At 70.2% G+C, this 12,223-nt stretch carries 15 protein-coding genes; 1 reads left to right on the top strand and 14 read right to left on the bottom strand.

Annotation, left to right across the window (positions count from 1 at the left end; translation table 11 throughout):
* From ccmI to relB, 9 genes are all read right to left on the bottom strand, one after another.
* Window positions 1-264 (bottom strand): c-type cytochrome biogenesis protein CcmI (ccmI, locus tag AB4112_RS12995; protein WP_441720152.1); only part of this gene is annotated, 264 nt, incomplete at its 3' end.
* Window positions 261-686 carry a cytochrome c-type biogenesis protein gene (locus AB4112_RS12990; RefSeq protein ID WP_374710608.1) on the bottom strand — a complete coding sequence of 142 codons (426 nt, stop codon included), beginning with the start codon at window positions 684-686 and terminating at the stop codon, window positions 261-263. The genes ccmI and AB4112_RS12990, both read right to left, overlap by 4 nt.
* Before the next feature lie 256 nt (window positions 687-942).
* Window positions 943-1,479 carry a DsbE family thiol:disulfide interchange protein gene (locus AB4112_RS12985; protein WP_309793916.1) on the bottom strand — a complete coding sequence of 179 codons (537 nt, stop codon included), beginning with the start codon at window positions 1,477-1,479 and terminating at the stop codon, window positions 943-945.
* A gap of 10 nt (window positions 1,480-1,489) precedes the next feature.
* A complete protein-coding gene (locus AB4112_RS12980; RefSeq protein WP_309793915.1) occupies window positions 1,490-3,457 on the bottom strand; it encodes a heme lyase CcmF/NrfE family subunit in 1,968 nt (655 codons plus the stop codon).
* Window positions 3,454-3,969 (bottom strand): cytochrome c maturation protein CcmE, encoded by a 516-nt coding sequence (ccmE, locus tag AB4112_RS12975; RefSeq protein ID WP_309793914.1) that lies wholly within the window; start codon window positions 3,967-3,969, stop codon window positions 3,454-3,456. The genes AB4112_RS12980 and ccmE overlap by 4 nt, the downstream gene beginning before the upstream one ends.
* Entirely contained in the window at window positions 3,966-4,136 is a 171-nt protein-coding gene (ccmD, locus tag AB4112_RS12970) for a heme exporter protein CcmD (RefSeq protein ID WP_309793913.1), read from the bottom strand. The genes ccmE and ccmD overlap by 4 nt, the downstream gene beginning before the upstream one ends.
* A gap of 6 nt (window positions 4,137-4,142) precedes the next feature.
* Window positions 4,143-4,904, bottom strand: a complete 762-nt coding sequence (locus AB4112_RS12965; RefSeq protein WP_309793912.1) for a heme ABC transporter permease — start codon at window positions 4,902-4,904, stop codon at window positions 4,143-4,145.
* Between the two features lie 61 nt (window positions 4,905-4,965).
* Window positions 4,966-5,370: an SET domain-containing protein gene (locus AB4112_RS12960; protein WP_309793911.1), complete on the bottom strand. Its 405-nt coding sequence runs from the start codon at window positions 5,368-5,370 to the stop codon at window positions 4,966-4,968.
* 46 nt (window positions 5,371-5,416) lie between these two features.
* Window positions 5,417-5,641, bottom strand: a complete 225-nt coding sequence (gene relB, locus AB4112_RS12955) for a type II toxin-antitoxin system RelB family antitoxin (RefSeq protein ID WP_441720145.1) — start codon at window positions 5,639-5,641, stop codon at window positions 5,417-5,419.
* A 59-nt stretch (window positions 5,642-5,700) separates the two neighbouring features.
* On the opposite strand from relB, the gene AB4112_RS12950 reads away from it, so the two are divergent.
* The gene (locus AB4112_RS12950; RefSeq protein ID WP_309793909.1) at window positions 5,701-6,003 is read left to right on the top strand and encodes a hypothetical protein; all 303 of its coding nucleotides are present in this window, start codon (window positions 5,701-5,703) and stop codon (window positions 6,001-6,003) included.
* Between the two features lie 5 nt (window positions 6,004-6,008).
* On the opposite strand, the gene ccmB is transcribed toward AB4112_RS12950, so the two are convergent.
* The 5 genes from ccmB to creD form a co-directional block, all read right to left on the bottom strand.
* Complete coding sequence (ccmB, locus tag AB4112_RS12945; RefSeq protein ID WP_309793908.1) at window positions 6,009-6,674, bottom strand: heme exporter protein CcmB; 666 nt, start codon at window positions 6,672-6,674, stop codon at window positions 6,009-6,011.
* Complete coding sequence (gene ccmA / locus AB4112_RS12940) at window positions 6,671-7,306, bottom strand: heme ABC exporter ATP-binding protein CcmA (protein WP_309793907.1); 636 nt, start codon at window positions 7,304-7,306, stop codon at window positions 6,671-6,673. Before ccmA ends, ccmB begins: the two co-directional genes overlap by 4 nt.
* 147 nt (window positions 7,307-7,453) lie before the next feature.
* Window positions 7,454-8,845: a Ca2+-dependent phosphoinositide-specific phospholipase C gene (locus AB4112_RS12935; RefSeq protein WP_441720140.1), complete on the bottom strand. Its 1,392-nt coding sequence runs from the start codon at window positions 8,843-8,845 to the stop codon at window positions 7,454-7,456.
* A gap of 215 nt (window positions 8,846-9,060) precedes the next feature.
* The gene (locus AB4112_RS12930) at window positions 9,061-10,512 is read right to left on the bottom strand and encodes a Ca2+-dependent phosphoinositide-specific phospholipase C (RefSeq protein WP_309793905.1); all 1,452 of its coding nucleotides are present in this window, start codon (window positions 10,510-10,512) and stop codon (window positions 9,061-9,063) included.
* A gap of 209 nt (window positions 10,513-10,721) precedes the next feature.
* Window positions 10,722-12,137, bottom strand: coding sequence for a cell envelope integrity protein CreD (gene creD, locus AB4112_RS12925; RefSeq protein WP_309793904.1), 1,416 nt, complete (start codon window positions 12,135-12,137; stop codon window positions 10,722-10,724).
* Window positions 12,138-12,223: the final 86 nt, after the last annotated feature.

The following is a 12,223-nucleotide window of genomic DNA, read 5'->3' as shown; positions in this document are numbered from 1 at the left end:
GGTGGGCTGCGGCAGCGCCACCGGCTGCGCCTCGCCGGCGGCCAGCAGGCGGCGGACGATCTCGGCCCGCGCCGCCTCGGCCTCGGCATCGCCGATCTGGCCGGCGGCGCGCTCGCGCTCCAGCTCCTTCAACTGGTCGCGGTAGACGGTGCTGTCATGGCCCGAGGCCGGGATGGCGCCGGCCCGGAACAGGCTGCGCAGCAGGATCAGCACGGCACCCGCCGTCATCACCGCGGCGACGATCCAGAACAGCCAGCCGCTCACGAACCCTTCTCCTCGTCGAGCAGCCGGGCCAGGCGGCGGCTTTCCTCCGGCGACAGCGGCGCCGGTTCGGCCAAGGCTCGGCGGCGCCGACGCAGCATCAGCGCGAGGATGGCGGCCACCAGCACCACCACCGGGCCGAACCACAGGATCAGCGTGCCGGTGCGGAAGGGCGGGCGCAGCAGGACATAGTCGCCGTAGCGGGCGGTGACGAATTGCAGCACCTGGTCGTCGCTGTCGCCGGCGGTCAGCCGCTCGCGCACGATGGTGCGCAGGTCGCGCGCCAGGTCGGCGTTGGAATCGTCGATCGACTGGTTCTGGCACACCAGGCAGCGCAGTTCCTGCCCGAGCTCGCGGGCGCGGTGCTCCAGCGCCGGGTCGGCCAGCTGCTCCTGCGGCTCGATCGCGCGGGCCGGTGCGGCCAAAGCGAGGGCCAGAAAGAGAGCGCTGAGGGCAAACCGGAAAGCCTGCCCCCACCGAGTCCCCCCTCCCCTCGCGGGAGGGGGATAGGGGGAGGGGGTTCGTGCCGTGGTAACCGACGGTGGGCGGCAATAATTGACCGATCGATCGATCAGGGATTGTCGGATTTGGGTGCACGTCATCGACAACCCCCTCCCCCTACCCCCCTCCCGCAGGGGGAGGGGGGACTTAAAAGGAAGGCGCCGGTGGTCGGCGGCACGGTCACTTCGCCAGCTCCGCCAGCAGCGGCCGGATCTCGCGGTCGACGATGTCGGGGGTCAGCGGGCCGGGGTGGCGGTAGCGGATGCGGCCGGCGGTGTCGATCACGAAGGTCTCGGGCACGCCGTAGACGCCGAGGTCGATCGCCGCCCGGCCGTCGGCATCGGCGCCGATCCGGACATAGGGGTCGCCGTTGCGCTTCAGCCACGCCAGGGCGTCGTCCGGCTTGTCCTTGTAGTTGATGGCGAGGACGGAGATGCCGTCCTCCTTCCCCAGCTTGGTGATGACGGGGTGTTCGGCCAGGCAGGGCACGCACCAGCTGGCGAAGACGTTCAGCAGCATCGGCTTGCCGCCGAAATCGGTGCTGGCCACGCCGTCGGAGCGTCCGGGCAGCGCCGCCAGGGTGAAGGGCGGCAGCGGCTTGTCGATCAGGGCCGAGGGCAGCGCCTGCGGGTCGCGGCCGGACAGCAGCAGCCCGCCGATCCAGACGGCCAGGGCCGCGACCAGCAGCAGGGGCAGGAGAAACAGCAGGCGACGCATCGGGAATTCCTCAGGCCGGCGATCCGACGGCGCGCGCCGCCGCCCGCCGCGGCGCGCCGACCCGCAGCCGGCGGTCGCTGAGCGACAGGGCGCCGCCGAAGGCCATGATCAGGGCACCGCCCCAGATCCACGGCACCAGCGGGTGGTGGTAGAGGCGCAGGCTCCAGCGCCCGTCCGGCTGCGCCTCGCCCAGCGCGACATAGACGTCGCCGACCAGGGTGGTGTGGATCGCGACCTCGCTGGTCGGCATCCGGGCCACCGGGTAGAAGCGCTTCTCCGGCGCCAAATCGGACAGGAATTGGCCGTTGTGGAACAGCTTGAGGTCGCCCTCGCGCAGCTCGTAATTCGGCCCCTGCCCCACCCGCACCCCGTCGAATTCGACGGCATAGCCGGCGGCGATGTCGATGCGGTCGCCGGGCTTCGCCAGCTCCAGCCGCTCGGTCGACCAGAAGCTGGTGGCGATCATGCCCAGCAGGGCGATGCCGAGCCCGCCATGGGCCAAGGCGGCGCCCCAGGCGCTGCGCGGCAGGCCCAGCGCGCGGGACAGGCTGTCGCCCAGCGGGATGCGGAACAGCCGGATGCGCTCGGCGATGTCGGTCATGGCGCCGAACACGCACCAGGCCCCGAAGGCGATGCCGACCAGCGCCAGCACCGGCCCGCCGCCCTGCAGCCACAGCACGGCCAGCACCACCAGGGCGGTGCCGGCGGCAGCGAATTTGAGGCGGCCGAGCACGCCGGGCAGGTCGCTGCGCTTCCAGGACATCAGCGGCGCCACCACCATCGCCACCACCACCGGCGCCATCAGCGGCACGAAGGTGAGCTTGTAGTAGGGCGCGCCGACCGAGACGGTCTTGTCGAGCAGCGGGTACAGCGTGCCGATGAACACCGTCGCGGTGGCGGTGCAGATCAGCAGGTTGTTCAGCACCAGCGCCCCTTCCCGGCTGACCGGGGCGAACACACCGCCCAGCTTCAGCTTCGGCGCCCGGATGGCGTAGAGGGCGAAGGCGCCGCCGATGGTCAGGGCGAGCAGCAGCAGGATGAAGACGCCGCGCTCCGGATCCACCGCGAAGGCGTGGACCGAGGTGATGATGCCGGACCGCACCAGGAAGGTGCCGACCAGGCTGAGGCCGAAGGTGACGATGGCGAGCAGGATGGTCCAGCTCTTCAGCGCGTCGCGCTTCTCGACCACCAGGGCGGAGTGCAGCAGCGCGGTGCCCGCCATCCAGGGCATCAGCGACGCGTTCTCGACCGGGTCCCAGAACCACCAGCCGCCCCAGCCGAGCTCGTAATAGGCCCAGTAGGAGCCGAGCGCGATGCCGATGGTCAGGAACGACCAGGCCGCCAGCGTCCAGGGCCGCACCCAGCGCGCCCAGGCCGGGTCGACCCGGCCCTCGATCAGGGCGGCGACGGCGAAGGAGAACGCCATGGAGAAGCCGACATAGCCGAGATAGAGGAACGGCGGATGGATGGCGAGGCCGGGATCCTGCAGCAGCGGGTTCATGTCCTGGCCGTCGAGCGGCGCCGGGTTCAGCCGCAGGAACGGGTTCGAGGTCAGGATGATGAAGGCCAGGAAGCCGATGCCGATCATGCCCTGCACCGCCAGCACCCGGGCCTTCAGCGTCGGCGGCAGGTTTTCACCGAACACCGCCACCGAGGCGCCGAACAGGGCCAGGATGAGGACCCAGAGCAGCATCGAGCCCTCATGGTTCCCCCACACGCCGGTGACCTTGTACAGCATCGGCTTCAGCGAATGGCTGTTGCCGGCGACCGTGGCGACCGAAAAGTCGGAGACGACATAGGCCCAGGTCAGGGCGGCGAAGGCGATCAGGATGGCGGCCAGCTGCAGCGTCGCCGCCGGCTCCGCGATCGCCATCAGCCCGGGATGGCGCCGCGCCGCGCCGTAGAGCGGCAGCGTCGCCTGGATCACGGCGAGCAGCAGCGCCAGCACCAGCGCGTAGTGGCCGATCTCGGGAATCATTGCGCGACCATGGCGTTGGCGGGGGGGGCGTTGGCAGGCGTGGCGTCGGCCGAGACGGCCGGCTTGCCGGAGGCGCCGGGCGCGCTGGGATGGCCGGCATCCTGCAGCGCCTTGGCGACCTCGGGCGGCATGTATTTCTCGTCGTGCTTGGCCAGCAGCTCGTCGGCCATGAAGGTGCCGTCTGGGGCGACCCGGCCATGGGCGACCACGCCCTGCCCTTCGCGGAACAGGTCGGGCACGATGCCGCCGTAGCGCACCGCCACGTCATAGGCGGTGTCGGTCACGGTGAAGGTGATGGTGTGGCCGTCCGGCAGATGCTGCAGCGACCCCTTGACCACCAGCCCGCCGAGACGGAAGCGCTGGCCCTCGGCGACCTTGCCGGCATGAAGTTCGCTGGGGCTGTAGAAGAACAGCAGATTGTCCTGGAAGGCGGACAGGGCCAGGGCCGAGGCGGTGCACAGGCCAAGGGCGGCGAGGCCCAGCAGCATCAGGCGGCGGCGCTTGCGGGTCATGCCCGGCCCCTGCGGCCGCGCAGCTGCTCCAGCGCCTCCAGGCTGCGCTGGCTGCTGCGCCGCCGCGCCAGGGTGGCGACCACCAGGCCGGTCAGCACCACCAGCGCGAGCCCGTAGGCGCCCCAGACATAGGCCGCGTAGCCGCCCATCGCGAAGAAGTCAGCCATGCCGCGTCATCCGACCGGGTGGCCCAGCGCCGGCGCATCCCCGCCGCGCGCGGCCATGGCGGTGGCCAGGCGCAGGGCACGGATGCGGCGCTCGGCGATCTCGGTCTCGGTGCGCAGCAGCACCAGCCAGACGAACAGCGCGGTGAAGGCGACCGCCATGACCAAGAGCGGCCACAGGATCGACGGGTCGAGCGAGGATCCGCCCAGCTTCATCACCGAGGCCGGCTGGTGCAGCGTGTTCCACCAGTCGACCGAGAACTTGATGATCGGCAGGTTCACCGCCCCGACCAGGGTCAGCACCGCGCCGGCCTTGAGGCCGCGCTGCTGGTCGTCGAAGGCCGAGACCAGGACGATGTAGCCGAGATAGATGAAGAACAGGATCAAGACGCTGGTCAGCCGGGCGTCCCACACCCACCAGGTGCCCCACATCGGCTGGCCCCACAGCGAGCCGGAGGCCAGGCACAGCGCGGTGAAGCCGGCGCCCAGCGGCGCCGCCGCCTTGGTGTAGAGCTCGGCCACCGGATGCTTCCACACCAGCCCGACGGCGGAGGCCACGGCCATGGTGGCGTAGACCATGGTCGCCATCCAGGCGGCGGGGACATGGATGTACATGATCCGCACCGTCTCGCCCTGCTGGTAGTCGGGCGGCGAATCAAACAGCGCCAGCCACAGCCCGCCCAGCAGCGTCAGCAGGGCGACGCCGAGGGCCCAGGGCCGCAGGGCGGCGCTCAGACGCAGGAAGCGGGCGGGATTGGCGAAGCGGTGCATGGCATGGCGTGGCGTTCGTGGAAGCGTACCATAGTCAAAGCCCGAAGGCCTGTCGGTCGGCTCAATTGCCGCGCCCCGCGGCCTGGGCCGAGGCCTGGATGACGTCGCGCAGCCCGGGATGGAAGGCGCCGTAGTCGCAGGTCAGCTCCTCCCCCGCGGCGATGTCGCGCCGGGCGACGCAGACCTCGCCCACCGTCTCCAGCGTCGGGTCGTCGCTGTGGTTCATGAAGCGAGCGTCGTCGAGGTTCAGCGACAGCCCGCCCGGCAGCTCCGGCGCGGGATAGGCGTAGCGCTCGAGGAAGGCGCGGGCCGTGGCCGGCAGGGCCGCGACCTCGGCATCGGGCAGGAAGGCGTCGAACACGGGGTGCCAGCGCCAGACCTCGGTGCCGGCGGCGATCGGTTCGGCGGCGAGCAGGCCCAGGCCTTCGATCCGGCTGGGTCCGACGGTGGTGGGGACGAGAAGCATCGGCCGGGTTCCTTTTCCCAAGCATTACGCGAGGCCGGGCCCGGCGTCACCCCGGACGAAGGGTCGAGACGATGAGAGGGTGGGCGCGGCGCTTCCGATCGATCAGCGCCTGGACCTCAACCATCACCTGCCGATGTGGAATCGCCGGATGCGTGTCGGCCAGCGCCTCCCGCACCTTGGCCCGGAACCAGGCGTCATAGGTTTCGGGATCGGCAGCGAAATCAGTGCTCAATGTCTCCTCCGACGATACGGGTGAGCGGGATGCAAACATTGCCGCCGCCTCCCCGCCCGCCCATAGTTCGGGCGTCAAGGCACCCAGGAACCGCGGCGATGACGATTATCTATGATCTCTGGTTCGTACGCGAATACGAACACCGCGAGGATACGGAACTGCGTATCGGAGCCTATGCGACCGTCGCCGAGGCGGAGGCCGTGATCGCCCGGCTGCACGGAAAACCCGGATTTGTCGACTATCCCGAAGGCTTCCAGATCCAGGAGCTCACGCTGGGCCGCACGGGCTGGACGGAGGGATTCGTGACCGAATATATCCCGCGCAAAGATCCTGATCGCGACGCGTCCGATTTGCCGGCGCCGGGATCCGCCGCCGGCGGCCCTTCAGACGACGCCAGCTGACGATCCTAAGACTGCGCCTGGCGCAGCGCTGCCGCCGCGGCGATCGGGGCCAGGGGCAGGGCGGCGGCGAGGCAACCGCCGAGCAGCAAGAGATGCGGCCGCGCGGTCAGGCCGGTCGACGCCGCCTCCACCGCCGCGGCGCCGAAGATCAGCACCGGGATGAACAGCGGCAGGATCAGCAGCGCCAGCAGCGCCCCGCCGCGCCGGGCGCCCAGCGTCAGGGCGGCGCCGACCGCGCCGATCAGGCTGAGGCAGGGCGTGCCGAGCAGCAGCGACAGCACCAGCACCGGCCACACCCCCGCCTGCAGCCCCAGCATGGCCGCCATCAGCGGCGACAGCAGGATCAGCGGCAGCCCGGTCAGCAGCCAATGCGCCAGCGCCTTGGCCAGCACCGCCGCCTCGAGCGGCAGCGGCGACAGCACCAGCAGGTCGAGCGAGCCGTCCTCGTAGTCCTGGGCGAACAGCCGGTCGAGCGCCAGCAAGGTCGCCAGCAGCGCCGCGACCCAGACCACCCCGGCGGCGATGCGGGCCAGCAGCGCCGCCTCCGGCCCGATGCCCAGCGGGAACAGCACCACGGTGATGACGAAGAAGGCGAGCACCGCGGCGACGTCGCCGCCCGAGCGCAGGGCCAGGCGCAGGTCGCGCGACAGCAGGGTGAGGAAGGCCCTCACAGCGGCGCCTCGTCCACCGCGAAATCCTGCAGCGCCAGACCCCGGGCGCCGTCGAGGGCCAGCGGCACATGGGTCGCCAGCATCACCAGCCCGCCCGCGGCGCGGTGCCGGGCGATCCGCGCCTCCAGCCGCGCCACCGAGGCGGCGTCGAGGCCGAGGGTCGGTTCGTCGAGCAGCCACAGCACGGCAGGACCGAGTTCGAGCCGGGCCAATGCCAGGCGCCGGCGCTGGCCGGCGGAGAGGTAGCGGCAGGGCAGGTCGTCCAGCCCGGCGAGGTCGACCGCCGCCAGCGCGGCCGTGATGCCGGACGCGGTGGGCACGGCGCCGGCGGTGGCGGCCCAGAAGCGCAGGCTTTCGCGCGGGGTCAGCGCCGGCTTCACCGCATCCTGGTGGCCGAGATAGGCGATCGAGCCGGGGGCGCCGGTCCAGTCGAGTGTGCCGGCGAAGGCCGGCACCAGCCCGGCGACCAGCCGCAGCAGGCTGGACTTGCCGCTGCCGTTCGGCCCGGTCAGCACCAGCGCCTCGCCGGCCGCGAGCCGGAAGGACAGCCCGGCGAAGACCAGCCGCCCGCCACGCAGGCAGGCGAGGTCGTCGGCCTTGAGGCTGGGGGCTGTCACGCTTGGGGCGGGCATGGGCGGCGGATCGCGGTCATGTCCCGGCATAGCAGCCGGACCCGTCGAAGCGGAAGGGGGGCAAAGCGGAAGGGGCAGGGCCGCGAACGGCCCTGCCCCCTCGGACTGCGCCGCCCCCCGGCCGGCGCAGCCATCCCTCCACCCGCCTCAGAAATGAGGGTTGTTGGCGTTCGGGCTGGTGACGATGTCGAAGCGCTGGCTGGCGGCGCCGCTGCAGTTGCGGATCTGCAGCCGGGTGCCGACGGTGTTGTCGACCACGTCGGCGCAGCGGCCGTTCATGCCGATCAGCCGTCCGTCGGTCTGCAGCTGCCACTTCTCGCTGGAGCCGCCGTCGCAGTTCCAGATATGGAGCTTGTCGCCGTTGTTGCCGTTGCCGCCCTCGATGTCGAAGCAGTAGGCGGAATTGCCGACCGAGCGCAGCTGGGTCTCGTCGCTGTAGACCCATTGCTGCGGCACCGCGCCGGTGCAGCTGCGCTGGTTGAGGTCCGAGCCGTTGGCGTAGAGGCCGCTCTGGATCTCGACGCAGAAGCCGCTGGAGGCGCTGCGCAGCGAGAAGCCGCCTGCGACCGAGCGGCGGACGCCGTTCAGCGGCAGCTTGCCGCCCCAGGTCTCCAGGCTCTCATGGCTGATCATCGAGGCGCCCCAGGCCACCGCCAGATACATCTGCTGGAAGGCGTCGAACTGGGTCTCGTTGCTGGACCACAGATTGACCAGCTGGCCGTTCTGCTGCGCGGTCAGCGTGTCCTTGTACCAGTACTGCACCGCCTCGTGGTTGCCGCAGACCACCCATTTGTTGGTGTTCGCGTCGTCGAAATCATTGGCGTTGCCGTTCCAGTAGAAGTCGTTCGGCTCATGCGCCTCGGGGCAGACGAAGATCTGCGCCGCGGCGCCGAACTGGTTCACATACTCTTCCTGGGTGTCGTTCTTGTCGCCGATCGGGCCGCCCATCATCTGCACGATGATGCGGCCGCGCAGCGAATCGACGCTGGGCCAGCCGGCGCGGAACACGCCCTCGCGCAGCGAGGCGTAGCCGGTGAAGCCGCGCAGATCCTCCGGCTTGTAGGCCTTGGCCCCGAACTCGCTGATCACCAGGTTGTTCAGCCCGGACATGTAGCTGGCGCCCCAGCCGAACAGGCCGGTGGTGGGCTTGAGGTCGAACTGCACCGTGATCGGCAGGTGGCCGGGATGGGCGTCGCTCCACGCCTTGATGTCGCGCAGGCAATCCTGCAGCAGGCCGCCGGCGCCGCCCTTGCAGTTGTTGGCGGTGTCCGCCTCGCCCGGGTTGTGCTTCACCGGGAAGCCCGAGGCGTCGTAGATGTCGATCTCGACCACCTGATTGCCGCGGTCGAGCGCATCGGTCAGCTTGGCGAAATGCGCCTTTTCATAGGTGTTGTGCGGCCGCGACCAATAGGCGGCGTTGTACGGCGTGGATCCCGCCAGCGGCTGGGCCGCCGGCACGTCGGCCAAAGCCGGCGCCACCGCCGACAGCAGCAGCAGGCCGGCCGCAACGACCGCCCCCGATAGTGAACCCCGTCCCATCAGCTCCCCCCCTTTGGCAGATGCGCCGCTGCCGGCCGACCCGGCACCGCGCGACGGCGATGCTAGGAGCGTTCGGCGACGGCCGGATGACAGTCACGAGACAATTTGAACACGTGTTCATGAACCATCAATCACGTGTTTCCGATCGATGCACACGTATTCACGCAGGAGGGCCGCGATGTGCGACCCTCCCATCCCCTCAGCAATGCGGCCCCTCAGTAATGCGGGTCGTTGGCGCTGGGGTAGCTGTGGAGCCGGAAACGCTGGCCGGCGCCGCCGTTGCAATCGCGGATCTGCAGCCGGGTGCCGAGATTGGTGTTGACCACGTCCGCGCAGCGGCCGGTCATGCCGACCAACTGGCCGTCGGGCTGCAGCTGCCATTTCTCGCTGGAGCCGCCGTCGCAATCCCAGATGTGCAGCTGGTCGCCATTGTTGCCGTCACCGCCATTGATGTCGAAGCAGTACTCGTCGTTGCCGACGGCCCGCAGCTGGGTCTCGTCGCTGTAGTGCCACTGCTGGGCCGTCCCGGTCGTGCAGTTGAACTGGTTGAGGTCGGAGCCGTTGGCGTAGACGCCGCTCTGGATCTCGACGCAGAGGCCGGTCAGTTCGCTGCTGAGGGTGAAGCCGGTCGGGACCGAGCGGCGGATGCCGTTCAGCGGCAGCTTGCCGCCCCAGGTCTGCAGGGTCTCGCGGCTGATCATCGATGCGCCCCAGCCGGCCGCCAGATACATGTGGTTGAAGATGTCGAACCGCTGCGTGTTGCTGGACCACAGGTTGACCAGCTGGCCGTTCTGCTGGGCGGTCAGCGTGTCCTTATACCAGTACTTGTCGTCCGCCTGGTTGCCGCAGATCACCCATTTGTTGGTGTTCGGGTCGTCGAAATCCTTGGCTGCGCTGTTCCAGTAGAAATGCTTCGGCTCATGCGCCTCGGGGCAGACGAAGATGTGGGCGTTGGCGCCGAACTGGTTGATGTATTCTTCCTGGGTGTCGTTCTTGTCGCCGATCGGCCCGCCCATCATCAGGACGATGACGCGGCCGCGCAGCGCATCGATGCTGGGCCAGCCGGCCCGGTAGACGCCCTCGCGCAGCGAGGCGTAGCCGGTGAAGGCCCGCAGCGCCTCCGGCTGGTAGACCTTGGCGCCGAGCTCCTGGGCGATCGTGGAATCGAGTGCGGTCTTGGCCGACGAGTCCCAGCCCCCGAACACCAGGTCGCCGGGCTTGAGATCGAGCTGGAGCGTGATCGGCAGGTGGCCGGGATGCGCGTCGCTCCAGGCCCGGATGTCGGCCAGGCAGTCTCGCAGAAAGCCGCCGGCGCCGCCCCGGCAATTGTTCAGGGCGATCGAGTCGCCGGGGTTGTGCTTCACCGGCAGGAGATAATCGTCATAGACGTCGAGCTCGATCGCCTGGTTGCCGCGGTCCAGCGCGTCGGTCAGCCGGGCGAAGCTCGTCTTCTCATAGGTGTTGTGCGGCCGCGACCAATAGGCGGCGTTGTAGGGCGTCGTCCCCAACAGCGCCTGGGCGTTGGGCACCGCGGGCGGCGGCGGTGGCGGATCGAAGACGATCGGCCGCGGCGGCTTGATGCCGATCGTCCCCTGGGCCTGGGCTCCCACCGCCGACAACAGCAGGGCGGCCATGGCGACCACCCCGAACGCAAGACCTCGTCTCATCGGATCCCCCTTCGTCAGGCGCCGCGATCCGGCCCGCCCGGTCCGGCGCAACCGCCATGCTAGGTGGCTTGAAAGACGGAGGGATGACGGTTTGAACACGTGTTCATGACGATGGGACACGTGTTCGCAGAGGCGGGCGAGAGAAGAACGATGGGAGGGCCGTCGCGCACCATGCGGCGGCCCTCCCCGCCCGGTCAGGCGGCCCTCGGTCAGGCAGTAGGCCCTGCGGGGTCGACCGGCGACGGCACCGCGGCGTACCAGTCGATCTTGCGGGTGGTGTACATCACCGCGCTGAGCGCCAGGAACAGGCCGATCGAGCCCAGCAGCAGGGCCAGGTCCTCGAGCTGCATCAGGGCGTAGAGGGTGCCGTAGAGGATCGCCAGCAGGGCGCCCAGCACCGCGCTGCGCTTCCAGGTGCCGAGCACCGGCCGGCAGTACAGCACGATCTGCACCACCACCGCCGCGGTGCCCACGCCATAGGCCCCGGCGAAGCCGACCTGTTCGGCGAAGGACAGCAGCAGCAGGTAGAACAGGCACAGCGACAGCCCGACCAGCCCGTACTGGAAGACGTGGATGCGCAGCCGCGCCACCGTCTCGAACAGGAAGAACAGGGTGAAGGTGAAGACGATGAACAGCATGCCGTACTTCGCCGAGCGCTGGGTCTGCTGGTAGGCGTTGACCGGCTGGAAGAAGCGCGCGCCGAAGGCCGAGCTGGCGATGGCGGAGAGGTAGCTGCCGTCGCCGCCGACCCAGGCCTGGGGATAGCCGCGGCCGAAATAGGACAGCTCCCACTCCGCGGTGAAGCCCTGCGACCCGATGGTGGTGCGCACCGGCAGGAAGGCGCCGTCGAAGCTGGGGTCGGGCCAGTTCGAGCTGGCGGTGACCTGGTTCGAGCGGCCGAGCGGCAGGAAGTCGATGCGCTCGCTGCCGTTCAGCCGCAGCGTGGTCGCGAACGGGATCGGCGTCTGGGCCGACTCCGCCGTCAGGCCGGGCACCCGCAGCGTCATGCCGGCGCCGAGAGACTGGCCCAGCTCGCCCGGCGCGCCGGGCTGGAACGGCAGTTCGTGCCCGCCCCAGCGCAGCGAGGCGCCCTCGCGGATGCTGCGCGGGTCGGCGACCCCGACATAGAGATAGGCCGAGGCCCAGTCGATCGTCGCCTCCGGCCCCGCCAGGGCGGCGGCGTCGCCGATCAGGAACTGGCCGGACAGGTCGAGGTCGGCGCTGTAGACCACCGCCTCGAACAGCCCGCGCCGCCGCGTCTCCGGCGCCGCCGAGGCGCTGATCTTGTACTGGTCGGGCAGGATGTAGAGCGGCCGCTCCAGCGGCGGCGGCAGGGTGCCGTCGGCGCGGCGTTCGGCCGGCACCCGGAACGGCACCACCAGGATCGGGCCGGTCACCTGCTGCGGCCGGCCCCAGCTGTTGCCGATCTCCGACACCACCGACCGGTAGCGATCCTCGCGCTCGCCGATCACGTCGCTGACCAGGAAGACCGGCAGCACGAAGGCGACGATCAGCATGACGATGGCCAGCACCTTCAGCGACGGCGATCCGGCGCGGAAGCGCCGGATTGGCGGCACGGTGGGGCCGGGCGGGGGGCCGGGCGGGAGAACAGCGTCGACGGACATGGCGGGGCCTGGGCGGATTTCGGGGTTCCCACCCTCCCCGCCCGCCATGGCCGCTTCGTGGCGATGCGGCGGTAAGGCTGGGGCGC

Origin of the sequence: Inquilinus sp. 2KB_23 (assembly GCF_052115705.1) — a bacterium.
Lineage (GTDB): Bacteria > Pseudomonadota > Alphaproteobacteria > DSM-16000 > Inquilinaceae > Inquilinus > Inquilinus ginsengisoli_A.
Note: the sequence above shows the minus strand (reverse complement) of the source record. Positions and strands in the feature narration are given on the sequence as shown.